The organism is Deinococcus sp. JMULE3 (assembly GCF_013337115.1).
Taxonomy (GTDB): Bacteria; Deinococcota; Deinococci; order Deinococcales; family Deinococcaceae; genus Deinococcus.
Genome location: NZ_SGWE01000004.1, coordinates 346,702 through 368,926 on the forward strand (window position 1 = coordinate 346,702; position 22,225 = coordinate 368,926).

General features: G+C 69.6%; 18 protein-coding genes. 7 read left to right on the forward strand and 11 right to left on the reverse strand.

The window, feature by feature from the left end; all coding sequences use genetic code 11:
* Positions 1–59: 59 nt before the first annotated feature.
* From EXW95_RS04505 to EXW95_RS04515, 3 genes are all read right to left on the reverse strand, one after another.
* Complete coding sequence (locus EXW95_RS04505; protein ID WP_174366451.1) at positions 60–1,940, reverse strand: MDR family MFS transporter; 1,881 nt, start codon at positions 1,938–1,940, stop codon at positions 60–62.
* On the reverse strand, positions 1,937–2,455 hold the full coding sequence (locus EXW95_RS04510) for a MarR family winged helix-turn-helix transcriptional regulator (RefSeq protein ID WP_174366452.1): 519 nt from the start codon (positions 2,453–2,455) through the stop codon (positions 1,937–1,939). The genes EXW95_RS04505 and EXW95_RS04510 overlap by 4 nt, the downstream gene beginning before the upstream one ends.
* Before the next feature lie 483 nt (positions 2,456–2,938).
* Positions 2,939–4,102 (reverse strand): aminotransferase class V-fold PLP-dependent enzyme, encoded by a 1,164-nt coding sequence (locus EXW95_RS04515; protein WP_174366453.1) that lies wholly within the window; start codon positions 4,100–4,102, stop codon positions 2,939–2,941.
* Positions 4,103–4,225: 123 nt separating this feature from the next.
* Here EXW95_RS04515 and EXW95_RS04520 point away from each other — a divergent pair, with 123 nt between their 5' ends.
* Together EXW95_RS04520 and EXW95_RS04525 are read left to right on the forward strand one after the other, a co-directional pair.
* Positions 4,226–5,191 (forward strand): CAP domain-containing protein, encoded by a 966-nt coding sequence (locus EXW95_RS04520; protein ID WP_174366454.1) that lies wholly within the window; start codon positions 4,226–4,228, stop codon positions 5,189–5,191.
* 310 nt (positions 5,192–5,501) lie between these two features.
* Positions 5,502–6,842 (forward strand): FAD-dependent oxidoreductase, encoded by a 1,341-nt coding sequence (locus EXW95_RS04525; protein WP_174366455.1) that lies wholly within the window; start codon positions 5,502–5,504, stop codon positions 6,840–6,842.
* A gap of 51 nt (positions 6,843–6,893) precedes the next feature.
* Here the strand turns inward: EXW95_RS04525 and serA are convergent, their stop codons facing one another.
* The gene (gene serA / locus EXW95_RS04530) at positions 6,894–8,522 is read right to left on the reverse strand and encodes a phosphoglycerate dehydrogenase (RefSeq protein WP_174366456.1); all 1,629 of its coding nucleotides are present in this window, start codon (positions 8,520–8,522) and stop codon (positions 6,894–6,896) included.
* Positions 8,523–8,646: 124 nt separating this feature from the next.
* On the opposite strand from serA, the gene EXW95_RS04535 reads away from it, so the two are divergent.
* A complete protein-coding gene (locus EXW95_RS04535) occupies positions 8,647–9,951 on the forward strand; it encodes an Nramp family divalent metal transporter (protein WP_371809904.1) in 1,305 nt (434 codons plus the stop codon).
* Between the two features lie 67 nt (positions 9,952–10,018).
* On the opposite strand, the gene EXW95_RS04540 is transcribed toward EXW95_RS04535, so the two are convergent.
* The 4 genes from EXW95_RS04540 to EXW95_RS04555 form a co-directional block, all read right to left on the reverse strand.
* The gene (locus EXW95_RS04540; RefSeq protein ID WP_174366457.1) at positions 10,019–10,822 is read right to left on the reverse strand and encodes a M12 family metallopeptidase; all 804 of its coding nucleotides are present in this window, start codon (positions 10,820–10,822) and stop codon (positions 10,019–10,021) included.
* A 211-nt stretch (positions 10,823–11,033) separates the two neighbouring features.
* Positions 11,034–11,861 carry an alpha/beta hydrolase gene (locus tag EXW95_RS04545; protein WP_174366458.1) on the reverse strand — a complete coding sequence of 276 codons (828 nt, stop codon included), beginning with the start codon at positions 11,859–11,861 and terminating at the stop codon, positions 11,034–11,036.
* 192 nt (positions 11,862–12,053) lie between these two features.
* Positions 12,054–12,848 (reverse strand): alpha/beta fold hydrolase, encoded by a 795-nt coding sequence (locus tag EXW95_RS04550; protein ID WP_174366459.1) that lies wholly within the window; start codon positions 12,846–12,848, stop codon positions 12,054–12,056.
* Positions 12,845–14,926: a S9 family peptidase gene (locus tag EXW95_RS04555; protein ID WP_174366460.1), complete on the reverse strand. Its 2,082-nt coding sequence runs from the start codon at positions 14,924–14,926 to the stop codon at positions 12,845–12,847. Before EXW95_RS04555 ends, EXW95_RS04550 begins: the two co-directional genes overlap by 4 nt.
* 108 nt (positions 14,927–15,034) lie before the next feature.
* Here EXW95_RS04555 and EXW95_RS04560 point away from each other — a divergent pair, with 108 nt between their 5' ends.
* Positions 15,035–15,472 (forward strand): OsmC family protein, encoded by a 438-nt coding sequence (locus EXW95_RS04560; RefSeq protein ID WP_174366461.1) that lies wholly within the window; start codon positions 15,035–15,037, stop codon positions 15,470–15,472.
* Between the two features lie 105 nt (positions 15,473–15,577).
* The gene (locus tag EXW95_RS04565; RefSeq protein WP_174366462.1) at positions 15,578–16,147 is read left to right on the forward strand and encodes an AAA family ATPase; all 570 of its coding nucleotides are present in this window, start codon (positions 15,578–15,580) and stop codon (positions 16,145–16,147) included.
* Here the strand turns inward: EXW95_RS04565 and EXW95_RS04570 are convergent.
* Together EXW95_RS04570 and EXW95_RS04575 are read right to left on the reverse strand one after the other, a co-directional pair.
* Entirely contained in the window at positions 16,125–16,310 is a 186-nt protein-coding gene (locus EXW95_RS04570) for a hypothetical protein (RefSeq protein WP_174366463.1), read from the reverse strand. The genes EXW95_RS04565 and EXW95_RS04570 overlap by 23 nt on opposite strands.
* Positions 16,311–16,445: 135 nt before the next feature.
* Positions 16,446–17,042 (reverse strand): winged helix-turn-helix domain-containing protein, encoded by a 597-nt coding sequence (locus tag EXW95_RS04575; RefSeq protein ID WP_174366464.1) that lies wholly within the window; start codon positions 17,040–17,042, stop codon positions 16,446–16,448.
* A 162-nt stretch (positions 17,043–17,204) separates the two neighbouring features.
* On the opposite strand from EXW95_RS04575, the gene EXW95_RS04580 reads away from it, so the two are divergent.
* Positions 17,205–18,620, forward strand: coding sequence for a WGR domain-containing protein (locus EXW95_RS04580; protein ID WP_174366465.1), 1,416 nt, complete (start codon positions 17,205–17,207; stop codon positions 18,618–18,620).
* A gap of 200 nt (positions 18,621–18,820) precedes the next feature.
* Here the strand turns inward: EXW95_RS04580 and EXW95_RS04585 are convergent, their stop codons facing one another.
* Positions 18,821–20,161 (reverse strand): M28 family peptidase, encoded by a 1,341-nt coding sequence (locus EXW95_RS04585; RefSeq protein WP_174366466.1) that lies wholly within the window; start codon positions 20,159–20,161, stop codon positions 18,821–18,823.
* A gap of 101 nt (positions 20,162–20,262) precedes the next feature.
* On the opposite strand from EXW95_RS04585, the gene lepA reads away from it, so the two are divergent.
* Complete coding sequence (gene lepA, locus EXW95_RS04590; protein WP_058976287.1) at positions 20,263–22,083, forward strand: translation elongation factor 4; 1,821 nt, start codon at positions 20,263–20,265, stop codon at positions 22,081–22,083.
* Positions 22,084–22,225 lie beyond the last annotated feature (142 nt).

Here is a 22,225-nt window from a genome sequence, read left to right on the forward strand (position 1 = left end):
CCCCCCAGACCTGAATCGCCCCGACCACTCCGGCCGGGGCGATTGCATATGGGGAATGGTCAGATCTCGACGTGGGCGGGCTGGGCGCGTTCGCCCTTGGCGCGGCGGGGAATTTCCAGGTTCGGCATCATCAGCGTCGCCAGGAAGGCCAGCGCAGCGACGAGGATCGAGTAGCGGTAGATGGAGCTGATGGTGTCCGCGAAGGCGACCTTGGCGGCGCGGGCGCTGGCGAGTGTGATCTTCTCGCCGTCGTTCACGCCGCTCAGGGCGCCGCTGAGGGCCTGTGCGCGGGCCGGGGCGGGCACGCCACCTGCGGGAATGTTCGTGAACTGCGCCTGCGCGGGTGCAGGCAGCGTCCTGATGAACGGGTCGTTCTTCACGGCCGTCAGGGCCTGCTGGTCGCCGGTCTGGATGGCTTTCGTGAGGTTCTCGCGCAGTGCGGCGAAGCGAGCCTTGACGTCCTCGGGGTTCTCGGGGGTGGCGTTGCGGTCACCGGTGGGTGCGTTGCCGCTCCTGATGTCGTCACTGATCTTCTGGAGGGTCGTGGCGACGGTGCCCTGATTGCTGGCGGCCTGCGCGGCGAACTGCGTGGCGAGGTTGCCGCTCACCCCGGCGGTCAGGATCGCGCCGAAGATGGCGGTGCCGATGGTGCTGCCCATCTGCTGGAAGAACTGCCCGGCGCTGGTCGCCACGCCGATCTCCCAGGGCTTGACGGCCAGCTGCAGGGCGGTGGTGTACAGCGGCAGGGCGGGGCCGAGGCCCAGGCCCAGCAGCACCATGCGGAACACGACGCTGCCATAGCTGCTGTCGGCGTTCAGGGTGCTCAGCGCGAAGAAGCCCAGTCCGGCGGTGATCAGGCCGATCAGCATCAGGGGCTTGTATCGGCCCATGCGGCTGGCGATCTGGCCGCTGCCGATCGCGCCGATGATCAGGCCGACGGTCAGGGGGATGGTGGCGGTCCCGGCGGCGGTGGCGCTGACGCCCTGCACCTGCACGAGGTACAGGCTGAGGAACAGGATCGCGCCCAGGAACCCGGCGCCGATCATGAAGCGCGCCAGGGCGCCCCAGGCGAACGTGGGGTTCTTGAACAGCGTCAGGGGCAGGATGGGGCTCTCGTGGCGGCTCTCGACGAACAGGAACGCGACGAGGCTGGCGGCGCTCAGGCCGAACAGGCCCAGGATCTGCGGGCTGGTCCAGGCGTAGTTGCCGTCGGCGCCCCAGGTGAGGGCCAGCAGCAGCGGCACGGCGAACACCAGGATCAGGAAAGCGCCCAGCCAGTCCACGCGGGCTTTCAGGCCGCTGGCGAGGCGGGGCATCTTGCTGGCGATGAACGCCAGGGCGATCAGGCCGATGGGCAGGTTCACGTAGAACACCCAGCGCCACGACACCTGGTCGGTCAGGAAGCCGCCCAGCAGCGGCCCGATGACGCTGCTCAGGCCGAACACGGCGCCGAACAGGCCCTGGTAGCGGGGACGGTCGACGGGTTCGAACAGGTCGGCGATGATCGCGAACGCTACCGAGCCGAGCGCGGCGGCGCCGACGCCCTGCAGGCCGCGGAACACGACGAGCTGCATCATGCCGCCGCCGAACAGGTTGCCCAGGAAGGGTTCACCGGCCAGGCCGCACAGGGCGCTGCCGATCAGGAAGATCACGATGCCGATCATCAGGATGGGTTTGCGGCCGTACAGGTCGGACAGTTTTCCGTAGATGGGCACGAGCGCGGTGTTCGTCAGCAGGTACGCGGTGGTGACCCAGGAGTACAGGCTCAGGCCGTTGAGTTCCTGGGTGATGCGCGGCAGGGCGGTGGACACGATGGTCTGGTCCAGCGCGCTGAGGAACAGACCCAGCAGCACGCCGAAGAGGATCAGGCGTTTGGTGGGCATGTCGAGGGTCTTGGCGTAGTCGATACGCCCTTCGGGTTCGGCGGTGTGTGCGCTCATGGGTGCTCCTGGCAGGAGTAGATGGGTTCGAGTTCGTCCAGCACGCGCTGGAGGTGGTGGGTGGCGGCCTGGACGGTGTCCAGTTGCAGGCCCTGGAAGGCAGTGACGTACGCCCTGACGAATTCGCTGTCCATGCGGCCGACGATGTCGCGTCCGGCGTCGGTGAGGTCCACGAGTTTCTCGCGGCGGTTCTCGGGGTTCTCGGTCCGCTGCGCCAGTCCCCGTTTCACGAGGCGTTCGACGAGGTGACTGGCGGCCGGGACGCTCAGGCGGGTCAGTTCGCTGAGCTGCGTGACGGTCATGGGCGCGCGGGCGCGCAGCTGGTGCATGGCGGTGATCTGCGAGAAGCTCAGGTCCCACTCGAGCAGTTCGTCCTGCATGCCCCGCATGACGCGGCTGCTGATCAGACGGTGCAGGCGTTTCATGGTCTTGCCGAAGGCTTCGGCGGCCTGGACGTGCTCGGGGCTGCGGTTCGGGTGATCTGACTCGGGGGGTGGCTGTTCCGGGGGCAACATGGTTCGAAGTGTGAAACAGTCTTACAGTCAGGAAGGTGAAGTGCCCCACATCTTTCGAAGGGTCGTCCATTCGGCCTATCTGATACGGGATTCCATTGACTGGCCTGCAACGTGCTCTCGTTCCACTGTCCCCTCTCCCCCTGAGGGACTCGAAAAGCTGCGCAGCAGTGGAGTGAAGCGACGGAAGGGTGAGGTGGCCACCGGGCGACTCCGAAGGACCTGAAATCACCTGAATCCCGTATGACCAGTGGTGCGGACAGGTTCATCACTTCAGGGCAGACCAACGATGAACACGCCGTATTTCCCCCTCCCCCTTGAGGGGGGAGGCTGGGAGGGGGTGAGCAGGAAAGGCGTCATAGAAGACGTTTTCCATGCCCGTCCCTTCTGGTGCCTGAACAGTGAACGCACCATTGATGACGTCCTCAACAGGCAGACAACGGCAGAGGCGGCCCGCCTCCGGACCGCCCCTCTCCCCCCTCCCTGTCAGCCTGGCTTCAGCGCGTTCCAGGCGGCCTGCACCGCCGCGCCACGCTCGAACGGCACGCCCAGCGCACTGAAGGCGTCCTCCAGAATCCCGGCGATCGCCAGCGCGTCGTAGCGGTCCGCGTAGCCCATGGTGCTCACGCGGAACACCGTGTCCTCGTGCGGCGCCTGGCCCGGCAGGGCGCGCTGGCCCATCGCGGCCAGCTGGGCGGCCACCTGCCGTCCGGTGATCCCGGCGGGCGGCGTGAGAACGGCCACCGCGGGGCTGGTGCGCGGCGCCCACGCGGGGGCGCCCAGCGCGGTCCCGGCGGCGATCAGCGCGTCGGTCTTGCGGCGCTGCTCGGCCCACAGGACCTCCAAGGGCACGCTCAGCAGGCGGTCCAGGGCCGTGCTCAGGGCGTAGATCAGGTTGATGGCCGGGGTCTGCGGGGTGTTCCCGGCCTTCTGCCCGGCCAGTTCGCGGGTCATGTCGAGGTAGAAGCCGCGTTCCGGGTTCTGGATCATGCGGGCCTGGACTTCAGGGCTGAACAGCACGAAGCCCAGTCCGGGGGGCGTGGCGGTGCCCTTCTGGCTGCCGGACACGATGACGTCCACGCCCCACGCGGCGGGGCGTAGTTCCGCCACGCCGTAGGAGGTGATGCCGTCGGCAATGATGATCAGGTCCGGGTTCTGCGCCTTCGCGGCCCGCGCGATGGCTTCGAGGTCGTGCAGGGCGCCAGTGCTCGTCTCGCTGTGCGTGATGAGCAGCGTGTGCGCGTCGCGCGAGGCGTCGGCGACCTCCTGCGGGTCGAGGACCTCACCCCAGGGTTTCGATACGAGGGTGGTGTCGTACCCGAAGCGGCGGGCCATCTCGCCCCAGCGTTCGCTGAACTTCCCGGCCTGGGCGTTCACGACCTTCGCGCCGCCGGGCGTGGTGCTGACCAGCGCGCCCTCGAACGCGCCGGTGCCGCTGCTGGTGGTGATGACGGCGTCGTAGGGGTCGCCCAGCAGCCGCGTGAGTTTCTCGCGGGCTTCCATCAGCTTGGCGATCCCGGCCTGCGCGCGGTGGTGCATCTGCGGCTGCGCCAGTTCCGCCAGGACGTTCGGCGCGACCTCGACGGGACCGGGGGCGATCAGGCGTTCGCGGTTCAGGGGCGTGAAGTCCGGACGGGCAGCGTCGCTCATGCCCTGCATCTTAGGCGGGGTGCCGGGCGGGCGCGGCGCCCCTGTGCAGCACTGCGTGAGAAACACCACGTTGAATGGGCAGACTGTGAGGACAATGTTGGGATTTCTTGATGAAATGAGGTCATGACCCGTCCCCTCCTGACCCTCCTGACCGGCCTGACCCTCGCGGCAGGTGCATATGCCCAGACCGGCGCCCCGCTGTCCACCCCACTGCCGACCCCGCCGACCGCCCCGCCGGTCCAGACGCCCAGCGTCCCGGTCGGGCAACCCAAGCTGCCCACGACCCTCCCGAACCCCCTGACCCTCCCCGGCGGGCAGGCAGTGGACGCGAACGCCATGGTCGACAGCGCCGACCTCTTCGCCCTGCTCGTGCAGGCGGACTTCCTGAGCTGCGGGCAGACGGCACACCGCGACCCGGCCCTGGACGCCGTCGCGGCCCGCGTCGCTCGGGGTTTTGAGCTGAGCAGTGAACTGCGGGCCGCAAAATTGCGCCACCGGCGCGCCAACCAGTTCATCCTGCCGAAACTGGGGCGCGCCCCGGCCGTCCTGAAGGCCATGGCGAACCAGTGCGCCTACCGCGTCGGCTTCACCCGCTACGGCGTCGCCGTGCAGGACGGCCGCGCCGCACTGGTCGCCATGCAGCCCGCGCAGATCGTCGCGGACGACCCCCGCGCGTGGCTGCTGCGCTTCATGGACCTGACCAACGAGGCCCGCCGCCAGGGGCAACGCTGCGGCGACCAGCTGTTCCACAGCGCCCCGCCACTGACCTGGAACGACCAGCTGGGCGTGGCCGCACAGGGCCACGTCAGTGACATGATTCGCCTGAACTTCCGCGGGCACATCAACCCCGAGACCGGCAGCACCCCCGAAAGCCGCGCGCAGGCCGCCGGGTACCCCAGCGACGCGGTCGGCGAGAACGCCGCGTACGACTCGGTCACGCCCGAGGACGCCCTCCAGAGCCTGCTCGACAGCCCCGGCCACTGCCGGACCCTCATGAACCCCGAGTGGCGCGAATTCGGCGCCGCGATGGGCAACGGCACGCCCGACACGGTCTTCGCCACGTACTGGGTGCAGAGCTTCGGACGGTAAGACGGACTCCGGTTGAAAGGTTTGCAAAAACTTTCAACCCGAGCGGACTCGGAGAGCTGCGCCGCAGAGCGAGCAGAAGAGAAATGGGTTCCGGGCGTGGAGTTGGCAACCCGGTGTCGTTCCGGGTTGTGAACGAAACAGACGGAATCCGTATAAGCGGCAGACGGATGATGGCAGACGGCTGCTGGCGGGGAGGGGGTGCAGGCGGGTGCGCCCCTCTCCCCCATCTGCACTGCCCTGCCGCCAACCCACTGGCCCGCATAAAGGCCGCCGATACGGCTGATGGGCGGGCAGCGGCTAGGCTGCGGGCATGCGAATCGTGATCGTGGGCGGCGTGGCGGCCGGAATGAGCGCGGCCAGTCGGGCGCGGCGTTTCAATCCGGACGCGCAGATCGTGGTGTTCGAGCGGGGAGAACAGATCAGTTACGGCGCGTGCGGCCTGCCTTACGTGATCGGCGGGGAGGTCGAGTCCTTCGAGCGGCTGATCGCGCGCACGCCCGAGCAGATGCGCGGGCGGGGCATCGGGGTGAGGTTGCAGCACGACGTGACTGGCGTGGACTCGGGGGCCGCGACCGTCACCGTGACCGACCGCGCCACCGGGCAGTCCTGCACGGAACCGTACGACCGGCTGCTCATCGCGACCGGGGTCTCCCCTGTGCGGCCCGACTGGGCGGTCACGCCCCTGGGCGGCGTGCACGTCCTGCGCGACATCCCGGACGGCGAGGCGCTGGACGCCAGCGTGCGGGACGCGAAGCGGGCCTGCATCGTGGGCGGCGGGTATATCGGACTGGAACTGGCCGAGGCGCTGCGCTCACGCGGCCTGAGCGTCGTGCTGCTGGAGAAGGGGCCGGAAGTCGCCGGGCGCATGCTGGACCCCGAACATCAGCGCCGCGTGCGCGCCGAACTGGAACGCAACGGTGTGGACGTCCGCTGCGGCGTGACCGTGCAGGGCCTGACCGGCAAGGGCCGCGTGAGTGGCGTGCAGACCGACCAGGGCCTCGTGCGGGCCGATCTGGTCGTCGTGGCGGTCGGCGTGAAACCGAACGTGGGGCTGGCGAAGGCGGCGGGCGCGCGGCTGGGGAAAACCGGTGCGGTCGCCGTGAACGCCCGGCAGGAAACCAGCGTTCCGGGCGTGTTCAGCGCCGGGGACAACACCGAGAGCGTGCACCGCGTCACGCGCCGCCGCGTGCACATTCCGCTGGGCCTCACCGCGAACCGCATGGGCCGTATCGCCGGGGTGAACATGGCGGGCGGTGAGGCGCGCTTCCCCGGCGTGGTCGGCACCGGCATCTTCAAGGCGTTCGACCTGGGCGTGGCCCGCACCGGCCTCACACAGACCGACGCCGAGGCCGTGGGCCTGAACGCCGTCAGTGTGGACGTCAGCAGCACCGACCACGCCGGGTACCACCGCACCAGCCGCCCCATCCACGTCCGCCTGACCGCCGAGAAGGGATCGGGCCGCCTGCTGGGCGCGCAGCTGGTCGGCGAGAACCACCTCAGCGTCAAGCGGGTGGACGTCGTCGCGGCCCTGCTGGGCGAGCGGGCCACCGCGCAGGACCTCTTCGACGCGGACCTCGCGTACGCCCCACCGTTCAGCGGCGTGTGGGACGTCCTGCTGGTCGCCGCCGACCGACTGCACAGGCTGGTGTGATCACAGCGCGGCCCGCCTCCACCGGGAAGCGGGCCGCGAGTTCTGACCGGTTTACGCCCGGACGAGGTACGCGCTGTCGATGACGTCCAGTGCGCGGACCTGATCGAGTTGCTCGGCAGTCAGGGCGTCGTCGAGGGTCAGGGTGAACAGCGCCTGTCCGCCCTTCTCGGCGCGGCCGAGGGCCATCCCGGCGATGTTCACGCCCCAGCTGCCCAGCAGGGTGCTGAGTTTGGCGACCGCGCCGGGTTTGTCCTGGTTGCTGGCGATCAGGATGAACCCTTCGGGTTCGAGTTCCACGCGGAAGTCCCGCAGGCGGGTCAGGCGGGGGTTGCGGCCGAAGACGGTGCCGCCGACGGTGCGGGTGCGTTCCTTCTCGCCGCTGGCGCCGCCCGTGACTTTCACGATGACCTCGGTCTGGTAGTCGGGGCTGTCCCCTTCCTCGCGGATGGCGAGGTTCACGCCGCGTTCCTTGGCCAGGGCGCGGGCGTTGATCATGTTGGGCGTCTCGTCGGTGATGCCCGACAGGTAGCCGACGAGGACGCTGGTGACGACCGGGGCGGGGTCGGCGGGGAACTCGCCCCGGAAGGTGACCTCGACATCGTGCGCGCCGGGCAGCAGCTGCGCGAGGACGCGGCCCAGCTTCTCGCCGAGTTTCAGGTACCCACCCAGGGCTTCCATCGTCTTGGCGTCCAGGGCGGGGGCGTTCACGGCGCCCTTACTGACGTCGCCGTGCAGGGCGTCCAGGACACGCGACACGATCTCTGCGCCGACGCGTTCCTGCGCCTCGAAGGTGTTCGCTCCCAGGTGCGCGGTGATGCCCAGGTTCGGCGCGCCCAGGAAGATGTGCTCCGGAGCGGGGGGTTCGTCCACGAACACGTCCACCCCGGCGGCGAACAGGTGACCGCTGTGCAGGGCGTCCACGAGGGCCTGCTCGTCGATGATGCCGCCGCGCGCGGCGTTCACGGCGATCGCGCCCTTCTTCAGGCGGGCGAGCTGCTCGGCGCCGATCATGCCGCGCGTCTCGTCCGTCAGGGGGGTGTGCACCGTGATGGCGTCCACCTGCGCGAGCAGGTCGTCCAGCGTGGCGGCGCGGGTGACGCCCAGCCGCTCGAACTTGCTGTCCGGCACGTAGGGGTCGAAGGCGACGACGTGCATGCGAAGGCCCTGCGCGCGGTCGGCGACGATGCTGCCGATGCGGCCCAGGCCCACGATGCCAAGGGTCTTGTCCTTGAGTTCCAGGCCCAGGTACTTGCGGTCCCACTGTCCGGCCCGGGTCTTGCTGTCGCTGCGGGTCAGGCCGCGCGCGGCGGCCATGAGGTGCATGACGGCCAGTTCCGCCGCCGAGACGTTGTTGCTTTCCGGGGCGTTCAGCACCAGCAGGCCGCGCAGGCTGGCGTACTCCAGGTCGATGTTGTCCACGCCCACGCCGCCGCGCCCGATGACCTTCAGGCGGGGCCCGGCCGCGTCGATCAGTTCGCGGTCGACCTTGGTGCGGCTGCGGGTGATCAGCGCGTCGTACTCCGGCAGGCGGCGCAGCGTCTCGGCGCGGTCCATGTTGCCCTGGTAGTCGATCTGGAAACCGTCGTGGTTCAGGTCGCCGGGATTCATCTCGTCGCAGATCAGGACGCGCAGCGGCGCGGCGGCGGTCTGGTCGGCCTGGGTGGGGGCGGTGGCGGTCATGCCCCGAGGGTACGCGCCGGGGCCGGGGGCGGCGCTGATTTGGCTAGGGGGAGGTTGCGGGTTTCTTGGGGTGACGGGGGCGGCAGTGGACAATTTTTTTTAGGGCCGCCTAAGATGCGCTTCGATGAGCCTGCCTCCCCCCGATCGACCCAGCGCCGGCAGCCTGGACGACCGCATGACCCGCCGGGCCGAGGCCGTCCTGGCCCGGCACTCGCAGAAGCGCGGACTGGCCCGCATCCTGCCGTTCCTCGGCCCGGCCGTGATCGCGTCCATCGCGTACATGGACCCCGGCAACTTCGCCACGAACATCCAGGGCGGCGCGCAGTTCGGGTACGCGCTGCTGTGGGTGATCCTCGCGGCGAACCTCATGGCGATGCTGATCCAGAACCTCAGCGCGAAACTGGGCATCGCGACCGGGAAGAACCTCCCGGAGACCATCCGGGAACGCTGGCCGCGCCCGGTCGTGTGGCTGTACTGGGTGCAGGCGGAGATCGTCGCCATGGCGACCGACCTCGCGGAGTTCCTGGGCGCGGCGGTCGCCATTCAGCTGCTGACCGGCCTGCCGCTGATCTGGGGCGCGAGCATCACGGCCGTCCTGACCTTCTGGCTGCTGACCATCCAGCGCCGGGGCTTCCGCCCGCTGGAACTAGTCATCGGGGGCTTCGTGTCCATCATCGGGGTGGCGTACCTGACGCAGTTCGTGCTGGCCCGCCCCGCCCTGGCCGAGCTGGGGCGCGGGTTCATTCCCAGCTTCCAGGGCGTGGACAGCGTGTACCTCGCCGTGGGGATCATCGGCGCGACCGTCATGCCGCACGTCATCTACCTCCACTCCGCGCTGACGCAGGGCCGCGTTCCCACCCGCAACGACGACGAGAAACTGCGCCTCAGCCGCCTGAACCGCGTGGACGTGATCGCCTCCATGGGCGTGGCGGGCCTGATCAACATGAGCATGCTGGCCGTCGCCGCCGCCACCTTCTACGGCAAGGGCGTCGAGAACGCCGGGGACCTGGAAACCGCGTACCGCACGCTGACGCCATTGCTCGGCCCGGCCGCCGCGACCGCGTTCGCCATCGCGCTGCTCGCCAGCGGCCTGAGCAGCAGCGCGGTGGGCACCATGGCCGGGCAGGTCATCATGCAGGGCTTCGTGAACTTCAGCATTCCCCTGTGGCTGCGCCGCACGATCACGATGCTCCCGGCGTTCATCGTGATCCTGCTGGGCCTGAACCCCACCGACGTGCTGGTGCTGTCGCAGGTGATCCTGTCCTTCGGCGTGCCGTTCGCGCTCGTGCCGCTGCTGCTGTTCACCGCCCGGCGCGACGTGATGGGCGTGCTGACCAGCAAGCCGCTCGTCACCGGGCTGGGCTGGCTGTTCGCGAGCATCATCATCGGCCTGAACGTGTACCTGCTGTGGGGAGCATTCACGAACTGACGCGGAATCGAGAAACAAAGGGGGCGGCCCGGTTCACCTAACCGGGCCGCCCCCTTTCATTCCGTGTTCAGCGGGGGTACATGGCGTTGATGGTGCTCTTGTCGGTCGTGGAGAAGCCGTTGCGCTGCCCCATGCGGTTCAGGTCGATGCTCGGGTCGATCGGCTGGATGGCGATCTTGCCGTCGAAGAACGCGGGGTAGTGCATGATCGAGTCGAAGTCGTACGCGCCGTACCCGGCGCTGCCACTGCGGATCTGGTACTGGCTCTGCCAGTCGGCGGGAATGTTCGCCCAGATGATCGTCACGGACTTGTCGCGGTCGGGGCGGGTCTGCTCGTGGAACAGGCCCATGGCGTGCCCGAACTCGTGGATGATCGAGCCGGTCGTGCAGCGGTCGGCCAGGGTGATGGTCTGCTTGCCGCCCACCATGCCCAGGCTGGACGCGCAGCTGGTGCCGGTGTTGTACGTGATCTCCACGTAGTTGCGCTGCGTGGTGCTGGTGCGGGGGGTCACGACGACGTTCGTGGTCGAGCGGATCGTGGCGGCGGCGGCCGCCACGCGGTCACGGATCGCCTGGGGGACGTTCGCGGCGAAGGTATAAGGAATGGTGCGGCCCGTCCAGCGGTACCGGGTGTCCACGACGTACGTGCCCTGCTCGCCGACCCTGGCGCTGCTGAGGTCCGCGAGGATGATGTCGTCCTCCAGCATCAGGTAGCCGTCCTGCTTGAAGCCCATGACCTGCTGCTCGGTGCCGTCGGGCATGATCAGGGTCGCGGGGGCCTTCTCGGGGGTCACGCGGGCGTCGGGGGTGGGGGACGGGCTGCAGGCAGCCAGGATGACGGACAGGGCAATGAGGGAAGACGCGACGCGCATGGGTGAAACCTCCGTTGTGTGGTGTACCCCGCGAAGATAGTGAAGGTCTGATGAAAAGTAAAGGGGGCGACGCGAACGTCTGCCCCCCATCGGCCGTTCCGGCACACGCAGGCGCCGGGAGAGCCGCTTCGCTCCTTCTCTGCTCCGCAGCTCTACGAGTCGCATCCGCTCGGGTTGAAAGATGTTGCGCACCTTTCAACCGGAGTCCGTATCAGCCTGTGCGGGCGCGCAGCCAGTCGAGGATCACCTGCCGCACCTGCTCGCGCGGTTCGTCGTTCAGGAGCTCGTGGTAGCCGCCCTCGACGGTGTGCAGCGTCTTGTCCGTGGACGTGATCGTGTCGTGGAAGCGCTGGCTGCCGCGCGGGTCGGTGATCTTGTCGGCGGTGCCGTGCAGGGTCAGGGTGGGCAGCGTCCAGCGGGCGTACTCGGGCCACAGGCGCCCGCTGAGGCCCAGCATGGTCGCGCCGGTCAGGGCCGGGACGTTCCCGTGGTACATGACCGGGTCGGCCTCGTACGCGGCGACCTCGTCGGGCAGGCGCGAGAGGCCGCCGGTGCCGAGGTCGCTGGTCTTCAGGCCCGGCGCGACGCGCGCGATGACCGGCGCCAGCCGCTTGAGCCACGCGGGTTCCTTCTCCCCCACCAGCAGCGCCGGGCTGGACAGGATCACGCCGCTCAGGCCGCGCGGGTCACGGGCCGCGCTGGCCGCCGTGACCAGTCCGCCCATGGAGTGCCCCAGCGCGAACACAGGCAGGTCCTGCGCCCGCAGCGCCTCGCGGGCTTTCAGATGATCCTCGACGAGCACGTTCATGTCCGCGACTGCCTGCCGCCCCGGAGATTTCCCGTGACTGCGCTGATCGAAGGCGTACACGCTGATCCCGGCGTCCACCAGCGTGGGAATCAGTCGGTGGTACCGCTCCACGTAGCGGCCCGCGTACTCCCCGAACCCGTGCGAGAGCAGCAGCGCCGCCTTCGGGCTGGCCGCCCGCCACAGGTATCCCTCGACCGGCGCGCCCGGTACCGTCCACGCTTCGTTTTGCATGAACCGAGTCTAACGGGGGTGATGGGTGATGGGTGATGGGTGATGGGTGATGGGTGATGGGTGATGGGTGATGGGTGATGGGTGATGGGTGATGGGTGATGGGTGATGGGTGATGGGTGATGGGTGATGGGTGATGGTCAACAGCGTGCGCGCGACCCGACCGCCCCCGTCAAGCCCCCCACTCCCCACTGCCTACTCCCCCAGAAAGTCGTCCACCAGCGCGCGGTACCGCTCCGCCTCCTCCAGCGCGGGGAAGTGCCCGCTGTGGGCCAGGACCTCCTGGCGGGCGTGGGGGATCAGGGCGGCGATCTCCGCTCCGGCGGGGGGTGGGTTGAGGGGGTCGTGCGCGCCGCTGAGGATCAGGGTGGGGGCGGTGACGCGCGGCAGGCCGGGCCGGAAGTCGAAGCGTTCCAGGGCGCGGCGGGCGGCGTCGGCCTGTTCCGGCGTCTGGGCCAGTCCAGTCGCGTGGTCGTCGGCGGTGCGGCGGGCGACCTCGTCCCGGATGGCCTGCGGGGTGCCGGGGGCGAACATGCGCTCCAGCAGGAACGCCTGGACCTCCTGCGGGGTCAGGTCCCGCAGTTCGGCCTCGTGCTGCGCCATCAGGATGGCGGTGCCGCTGGTCTGCCCGCTGGCCTTCGGGACGACCAGGATCAGCCGCGAGACGCGCGCAGGGTGCGTGGTGGCAAGCGCCTGCGCGACGTAGCTGCCCATGCTGGTGCCCATCACGTCCGCCTGCGGGACGCCCAGGGCGTCCATGACGGTCAGCACGTCGCTGACGTGATCGGCCAGCGTGAAGTTCGCGGGGCGGCCCGAGCGCCCGTGCCCGCGACTGTCGGGAGCAATCACGCGCCGCTTCCCGGCGAGGTGGTGCAGGTCGCCGTCCAGCCAGCCGCTGTGGCTGCCCAGCCCGTGCAGGAGGATCAGGGGGTGCCCGTCGCCCGCCTGCTGCACGAACAGGGGGGTGCCGTCGGCGGCGGGGATGATCACGGGGCGTCCGGGGTGGGCAGGGTGCCGTCCACGGCGGCCAGCGCGTAGGCGTATTCCTCGGCGATCTCGTTGAGGTACTCGTAGCGGCTGCTGGACCCGCCGTGCCCGGCGCCCATGATGGTCTTCAGGACGGTCACGCCGCTGCCCGGCTGCGCGAGGTCGCGCACGCGGGCGGCGAACTTGGCGGGTTCCCAGTACGCGACGCGCGGGTCGTTCAGGCCGGTGCTGATGAACAGGTGCGGGTAGCGGGTGGCCTTCAGGTTGTCGTAGGGGCTGTACGCGGCCATCACGGCGTACTGCTCGTCGTGGTTGGGGTTGCCCCACTCGTCGTACTCGTTCGTGGTCAGGGGGATGGTGTCGTCGAGCATGGTGCTCAGCACGTCCACGAACGGCACGCCGGGGAACACGGCGGTCCACAGGTCTGGGCGCAGGTTCAGCGCGGCGCCCATCAGGAGGCCGCCCGCACTGCGGCCCATGGCGACCAGTTCGCGCGCGGTGCCGTCCGCCTTCAGGGCCTCCCCGGCGGCGACGAAGTCGGTGAAGGTGTTCATCTTGTGCGCCAGTCGCCCGGCGTCGTACCAGCGGCGGCCCAGTTCGGACCCGCCCCGGACGTGCGCGATGGCGTACACCCAGCCGCGGTCCACCAGCGGCAGGCGCGCGATGGAGAACGCGGGGTCCATGCTGAAGCCGTAACTGCCGTACCCGTACAGCAGCGTCGGCGCGGGCAGGAGGGTGTCCCGGCGGCGCAGCAGGCTCACGGGGACGCGCTCGCCGTCGGGCGCGGTGATCCAGGTCTGCTCGCTGACGTACAGGCTGGCGTCGTAGCCGGGGACCGGCGTGGCCTTCACCAGGGTGGTGTCCAGGCGGTCCAGGTCGAGGTGCAGGTGCTCGACGGGTCGGGTGAGGCTGGTGAACACGATCCGCGCGCTGCCCGAGTCGAAGACGTGGTTCGCGCCGATGCGGACGGTGACGCTGTCCTCCGGGAACTCGACACGGCGGGCCGGGCCGTACCCGCCGGGCGTGCGGGCCAGCACCCACAGGCGCGTGAAGCCCCCCTCTCGCCCGGACAGCAGCAGGTGATCCCGGAAGAGGTGCAGGCCGGTCAGGTGCCGCGCCGGGTCGTACGGGAGGACGTCCTGCGCGTCGGCCCAGTCCAGCGTGCCCGCGCGTTTCGGGAAGCGCACGAGTTTGAATTCCTCCGCGCCTCCGTGGTTCGTCAGGGCCAGCCAGTGGTCCCCGGCGTCGGTGAGGACCGGGACCTCGGTGCCGCGTTCCCGCGCGAGGAGCAGCGTGGGCTGCGCGCCGTCCTGCGCGGTGTCCAGCACCCACCACTCCTGCGCCATGTTGCTCTGGCTGACCAGCCGCAGCGTGCCGCCGTCCTCGGTCGTCAGGGCGGCCACGCGGAAGGTGGGGTCCGGTTCGTGCAGCAGCCGCTCGTCCTGCGCCTGCGGCCGCCCCAGCGTGTGCCGCCAGATGCTGTCCGGGCGCTGCGTGGCGTCGTCGGTCGCGTAGTACAGCCCCGTGCCCGACGCGTTCCAGTCCAGCACCCAGCCACTCAGGCCGGTCAACGGGGCCTCGACCAGTTCGCCGCTGGCAGTGTCCAGCACGCGCAGTTCGAAGACCTCCTGCCCGGTCGTGTCCAGCAGGTACGCCCACAGCCGCCCGTCCGGGCTGGGCACCGCGCGGTACACCCACACGTTCTCCAGACCCTCGCGGACCTTCAGGGCGTTCAGGTCCAGCAGCGTCTCCTCCGGGCCGCCCGCCAGGGGGCGGCGCATGAAGATCGCGTGCGCCTGTCCCTCCAGGGTGCGCTGGAAGTACGCGTACGCGCCTCGCACCACCTCCGGCTGGTCGTCCTGCTCCTGCACTTGGGACAGCAGCTCCCGGTAGATCGCCGCCTGCGTGTCCCGCAGCGGGGCCATCACGGCGTCCAGGTGCGCGTTCTCGGCGCTCAGGTACGCCAGCACCTCGGAGTCGGCCTTGCCCTGCGTTTTCAGCCAGTGGTAATCGTCGGCGCGCTGAATGCCGTGAATATCGTGCAGGACGCCCTTGCGGGCGGCGCGGGGTGCAGAGGTCATACCCCGCAGCATAGGCGTAACCGGGCCCGCCTGCGGCCTCGAATGGTGAAGTTCCGCTCAAGCCGTCCCGCACCCCACGCCACACCCGAGCCCGCCAGACTGGCAGGTATGGCAGACATCGCACGCAAGGCAACGGCCCACTGGGAAGGCGACCTCAAGCACGGCAAGGGCACCGTGAGCACCGAGAGTGGCGTGCTGGACGGCGCGCAGTACTCGTTCGGCACCCGCTTCGAGAACGGCAGGGGCACCAACCCCGAAGAACTCCTGGCCAGCGCGCACGCCGGGTGCTTCACCATGCAACTGTCCGCGCTGCTCGCCAACCACGGCCACACCATCGAGTCCCTGGACACCCAGGCCACCTGCGAGATGGTCAAGGACGGCGCGGGCTTCAAGGTCAGCGCGATGAAACTCGTGGTGCGCGGTAAGGTCACGGGCAGCGACCAGGCCGACTTCGAGGCGCACGTCAAGCAGGCCGCCGACATGTGCCCCATGAGCCAGGTCATGAAAGGCAACGTGGAAATCACCCACGAAGCCATCCTGGAATAAGGTTCCGGGTTCTGCGGCGCCCCCGATCACCAGGGGCGCCGTTTTCCATGGCGGCAGGCCAATGGGCGCATGTGCAGGTGACCCCTGCATGGCAGGCTGGCGCGCATGAGTTTCCTGTTCTACCTGGTCGGCCCGCCCGGCAGCGGCAAACGCACGGTCGGCAAGGCACTGTCAGCCCTGACGGGCGCGGCGCTGCTGGACAATCACCTGTTCAACGATCCGGTGTTCACGGCGTTCGGTGTGGACGGCGTGAGTCCGGTGCCGCCTGAACTGTTCGATCTGGCCGAGGAGGTCCGGCAGGTGGGGCTGCGGGCGCTGCGGCTGGCTCCGCCTGCGCGGTCGCACATCCTGACGAATTACCTGAGTCGCGTGGAAGAGGGCGAGGCGGTCGTCGCCGAGTTACGTGCCCTGGCGCAGGAGCGGGGTGCAGCGTTCGTGCCGGTGTGGCTGACGTGCCCGCTGCCGGAACTGGAGGCGCGGATGGAGCACCCGGAGCGGCGGGAGCGGCTGAAGCTGCGCGATCCGCTGATCCTGCGCGGCCTGCTGGAACGCGGTGGGGTGATGGACGCCCCGGCGGACGCACTGGTGCTGGACACGACGCAACTGGACCCGCGCGAGGCGGCGCGGCGCATCGTGGCGTTCGCGGGAGTGCTCAGCGGAGGGGACCTGCCTTGACCGCAAGGACCGGGAGCCGCAGCGTGACCGTCTGGAGTCGCCACCTGAAGGCCCAGCGCCGGGGGCGGTCGTGCTGAGCGGTGCGGGCGCGGTGCGCGTCCTGCGCTTCCCTGACGAGCTGGGCGTGGCGGTCGAGGGCGTGCTGGTGGCGTTCGTGGAACATGGTGGGACCTCGCTTGGGGTATGAGGGGGGTGTCCCGCCGTCCGCCGGGGCGGTCGGGGGTGGGATGGGCTGAGGGTGGTCAGTTCAGGTGGAGCTGGCCCCTGAAGCTCATGTGGACGAAGGTACTCGTGCGACTCACGTCGGTTTCCTCGGTTTCCAGGCGGTCGAGGATGGCGTTGATGGCGTCCTGCGCGCGCGGTACTGCTGCGGGCTGAGTTGCACGGTGCGGAGGCGCATGGCGGGTGCGAACGCGCCGGGGTCGCTGCGGGTGTCGGTCGCGCCGCGGCCCAGGTGGATGGTGAGGTCGTCCCCGGCGGCGGGGTGGCCCTGGCGGGTCTGCCAGTCGAGGATGGCGTGGGCGTACGCCGCGGTGATCTCGCGCATGGCGGGGCCGATGACGGTCAGGGGTTCGTCGAGTTGCACCAGGGTACGGGGAACGTGGAAGGTGCGGGCTGCGGTGACGTACAGGACGCGTTTGCCCTGATGTCCGGCGGCGCGCAGCAGGCCGCAGGCCACGAGTTTGCGGACGTGGTACGTGACGCGGTTGGCGGGTTCGTTCAGGGCGCGGGCGGCGTGGCTGGCGGTGGCGGGCGTCAGGAACTGTTCGAGCAGGCGTGCGCCGTACGCGAAGTCCATGAGGGCGGAGGCCTGGGCGGGGGTGGTGACGTGCAGGGTCGCGGGTGGATTCAGGGGGTCGGGTGCGGCATGGGCTGGTGGGGTCGTTGTGGGCATGGCTGCATTGTGCGAGCTTCGATTTTCAGTTGAAAGCTGAGATTCTGAAAAAGCGCCTGGGGCGTTCGGACCTCTCCTGCTTCGGCTGCGGATTCGCGTTCCGGACGGTCTTCCGGTGCAGGTTCACTTGCCAGTTCAGCGTGAGTTCAGTTACAATACATTATGTCTGTAACATATCTGGAATATTCAGATCCGAACGGAGCCGAGCATAAGTTCTACGAGGTCACCGTGGACGGCGCGGACCTGACCGTCCGCTACGGCCGCATCGGCACCGACGGGCAGACCCAGCGCAAGACCTTCCCCAGCCCCGAAAAGGCCCAGGCGGAAGCCGACAAGAAGCTCCGGGAAAAACGCCGCAAGGGCTACGAGGACGCCGTGCAGGGCGTGCGCCAGAAACGCGAGGTGGTGCGCCGCACCTTCACCGAGACCCGCGCCACCACCCGCCGGGGCGCGCCGCTGCTGTGGAAGTTCGACACGAAAGCCACTGCGTTCGGCATCTTCGCGGACGACGATCAGGTCTGGGTGGGCAACGAGGCCGGGCAGGTGCACGCCCTGAGCCCCGACGGCGAGGTGCAGCGCTCCTTCACCCTGCCCGACGGCGTGAAATGCCTCGTGCGGGACGACCGCTGGACCTTCGCCGGGTGCGACGACGGGAACGTGTACGACCTGAGCGGCAAGCTGCCCTTCGTGGCGTACGAGGTCGAGGGCAGCGCCGCGCTGCTGTGGCTGGACATCCACGCCGGAACCCTGGCCGCCAGCGACGCGGGCGGGAACGTGTTCGCCTTCGACGCCGAGAGCGACCAGCAGTGGGCGAACGTCGCCACCGGCGGCAAGATGGGCTGGATGGTCCGCGTGGACGACCGGGGCGTGTACTACGGGCACTCGGCGGGCGTGGGCATGTACGACCGCACCAGCGGCCTCCCGCTGTGGCAGGCAAAGACGCGCGGCGGGGTGCTGTTCGGCTGGCAGGACGGCCAGGACCTGTACGCGGGCACCACCCAGAACCTCATCCAGCGCTTCACGAAGGGCGGCGAGCACGTGCAGGACTACGCCTGCGACGCCGCCGTGCTGTCCTGCGCCACCAGTCCCGGCGGGGAGTACGTGTTCGCCGGGGACAGCGGCAGCGCCGTGTACTGCTTCACCCGCACCGGCGAGCGCCTGTGGAAGCTGGGCAGCGGGGTGGGCGGCGCGCTGAGCATGCAGTACTCGGGTGGGCGGCTGTACCTCGTGACCTCGCGCGGCACCCTGGCCGCCCTGGACGCCAGCCAAGGGGCGATCCAGGCCGCGCAGCGCGGCGAGGCCCCCGCCCCCCGCGACGTGAAACTCGCCGCCGCCGCGCAGGTCAGCGCCCCCCTGACGCAACTGGCCGTCACTGCCGACACCGGCGAGGGCGTGCGACTGGTATGCGAACGTGACGGCGCCCGCCTGCGCGTGCGCCCCACCACCCCCGGCTATCACGCCTGGAACGTGCAGTTCCCCCGCAACCTCCGCGAGGCGGGCGCGACGTACCTCGTGGACGACCTCGTGGACGCCGGGGGCTTCTACCGCGTGGTGGGCGACATCCGCCGCGTGGGGTAAAGGGGCTGTGGGTCGTGGGCTGTGGGGTGTGGGACAGGCGGCAGCCCACCACCCGCAGCCCACGTTGCACAGTGGTGAGCCGTGGACCAGGGGCACCCCCTTCGATTCCACTGCCGACCGCTGATGGCAACGGGTCCTCGCACTGCTCGATTCGGGGAGACTGAACAAACCGCTCAGTCTCCCCGAACACCGCTGTGCGTTCAGTGGCAGTCGCGTCCGGTCAGGCCGCACTCGGGGCGCGGCGTGAAGGGCGCGGCGAGGACCGCCTGACCGAGCGTCCAGGCCGTGCGGGCGGCGTCCTGCACGAGTGCGGGGTCCAGGGTGGTGTCCTGCGGGGTGTGGTAATGCCCGTCCAGGCCTCGGTGCAGGAACGCGGCGGGAATGCGGACCTCCTTGAACGCGGCGTGGTCGCTCAGGCCGGTGGTGCCCAGGCTGCGGCCGAAAGTCTCGCGGGTGGACTGCGCCTCGTCCTCGAATTCACGCAGGCCGGGGCGGGCGGCGCGGATCAGGGGCAGCAGGTCCTCGGTGGCGGCGACGCCCAGCGGCTGGGCGCTGACGCCGACCATGTCGAGGTTGATCATGGCGCGGGTCTGTTCCATGGGGTACGCGTACGTCCGGACGAACTGGCGGCTGCCGATCAGGCCGAGTTCCTCCGCGTCGAACAGCGCGAACCACGCCCGTTCGGCGTCCGGGGTGCCTGCCGCGCGCCGCGCGAGGTCCAGCACGGCCAGCACGCCGCTGGCGTTGTCGTTCGCGCCGCTGGCGCCGGGCATGCTGTCCAGGTGCGCGCCGTAGATGACCTGCGCCTGCCCGTCCACGCGCCGGGCGACGAGGTTCGCGGCCTGCACGGTCTGCTCGCCGGTGCGGGCGGTGAAGGTGACGGTCTGCCCCAGGTGCGCCTCCAGCGCCGACCCGGCCTCCCGGTCCAGCACGAGCATGGGCAGGGGCGTGGCGGGCGCGCGGGACAGGGCGGGCGTGACCGGGCAGTCGTCGATGATCGCCACGCCGAACGCCCCCTGGTCGATCAGTGCCGCGGCGAACCGCCCCCAGGGGCGCGCGGGGCAGTGCGTGACGGCCAGCTGCATCTGCAGGTCCAGGGTTTCGAGTTGCGCGTCGCTGGCATCGCCGGGCACCGCCACGAGGCGACCCTGCTGGTCGAAACCCTGCGAGCCGTACAGGGCGCGGCCCGTGACGTTCAGCCCGCCGGGTCCGGTGACGGTCGCGCCGCCGTCCGTCCAGATGTTCAGCGGAAAGGTGTCGCGGGTGACGTGGTAGCCCAGCGCGGTCAGTTTCGCCTGCGCCCAGTCCAGGGTGCGGTCGTGTCCGGGCGTGCCGGGCGTGCGCGGCCCGAAGGTCTTCAGGGTCGCCCAGTCGCCCGCGACGCTGCCCTGGCGCGCGGCGGGGTCCAGTGGTGGGTTCACGGGCCGGGTGGCCCAGCTGTACCCCCACCAGCCCAGCGCCGCCGCGCCGAGGACGGGGAGGATGATCTTCCACGCGGGAATGGCGGGTCGGGTGGGCAGGGCGCGGGTGCGGGGGTACATGCTGACTCCTTGATACGCCGCCCGGGCGGGCCGGGTTGCCGCATGTGCCGCGCCACGGTGGACGGGTCACTGTGGACGGGTCACAGGGCGCGGGTCACTGCATGCGTTCGGCGTGCCACGCTAGACTGCGGATTGTGAACGTCAGGAACTTCTCGATCATCGCCCATGTGGACCACGGGAAATCCACCCTCGCGGACCGCATTCTGGAGCGGCTGGGTGCCATGTCCGAACGGGACAAGCGCGACCAGACCCTCGACACGCTGGAACTCGAACGCGAGCGCGGCATCACCATCAAGAGCACCCCGGTGCGCCTCACGTACACGCGTGAGGACGGCGAGGAGTACACCTTCAACCTGATCGACACGCCCGGCCACGTGGACTTCAACTACGAGGTCTCGCGGTCCCTGGCGGCGTGCGAGGGCGTGCTGCTGCTCGTGGACGCCTCGCAGGGCGTCGAGGCGCAGACGATCGTGAACGCGTACCTCGCCATCGACAGCAACCTGGAGATCGTGCCGGTCATCAACAAGATCGACCTCCCCGCCGCCGACCCGGAGGGCGCCGCGCAGGAGCTGGAGGAGGTCATCGGGATTCCCGCGTCGGACGCCGTGTTCGCGTCCGGCAAGGCCGGGATCGGCATTCCCGAGATCCTGGAAGCCATCGTGGAGCGCATCCCCGCGCCCAGCGGCGACCCGGAGGCCCCGCTGAAGGCGCTGATCTTCGATTCGTTCTTCGACGCGTATCAGGGCGTGATCCTGTTCGTGCGGGTGCTGGAAGGGACCCTGAACCCGAAGGATCAGATCCGCCTGATGAACGCCGGGAAGAACTTCGAGGTGGACAAGGTCGGCACGTTCAGCCCCGGGCTGGTCGTGGGGCAGTCCCTCCCGGCGGGCGCGGTCGGCTGGGTCGCGGCGGGGATCAAGGACATCCAGGACGCGCAGGTGGGCGACACCCTGACCGGGCGCGAGCGGCAGACGGCCGAGCCGTTCCCCGGCTTCAAGCCCGCGCAGCCCGTGGTGTTCTCGGGCCTGTACCCGACCGACACCGAGGACTACCGCAAGCTGCGTGACGCGCTGGAGAAACTGAAGCTGAACGACGCGGCGTTCTCCTTCGAGCCGGAGACGTCCGAGGCGCTGGGCTTCGGATTCCGCTGCGGCTTCCTGGGCCTGCTGCACGCCGAGATCATCCAGGAGCGCCTGGAACGCGAGTACGACCTGGACCTGATCGCCACGGCGCCCGCCGTCGTGTACCGCGTGACCCTCACGAACGGCGAGGTGTTCGAGACGCAGAACCCGGCCGAGTTCCCCACCCGTGACCGCATCACGACCGTGGAGGAACCGTACATCAAGCTGAGCATCATGCTGCCCGAGGACTACGTGGGGCCGGTCATGCAGCTGCTGCAGGAACGGCGCGGCTCGATGATCACCATGAACTACGTCGGCAAGCGCGTGGAGTTGCTGTACGAGGTGCCGTTCGCGGAGATCCTGTACGACTTCCACGACCGCCTCAAGAGCATCTCCCGTGGGTACGCCAGCATGGACTACGAGCAGCTGGGGTACCGCGAGGGCGACCTGCGCAAGGTCGACATCATGGTGAACAACGAGATCATCGACGCGCTGGCCGTGATCGTCCACGAGACCAAGACCTACGGGCTGGGCCGCAAGATCGTGGACAAGATGGCCGACGTGATCCCCCGGCAGATGTTCCCCGTGCCGGTGCAGGCCGTGATCGGCGGGAAGATCATCGCGCGCGCCACCGTGAAGGCCTTCCGCAAGGACGTGCTCGCCAAGTGCTACGGCGGCGACATCAGCCGAAAGAAGAAACTGCTGGAAAAGCAGAAGAAGGGCCGCGCCCGCATGAAGCAGTTCGGGACGGTCGAGGTACCGCAGGAAGCGTTCCTGGCGGTGCTCAGCACCGAGGAGTAAGGACCGGGCAAAAAGCCAGAAATCCAGTCGGAGGGGAGCCCCGCGTTCAGGCTCCCCTCCGGCTGTCACGGTGCCTTCACGTGCGCGTTCCCCCCAGGCGGGGGTGCCCATCCTTCCCCCATGCGGTGGGGGTGGGGGGATT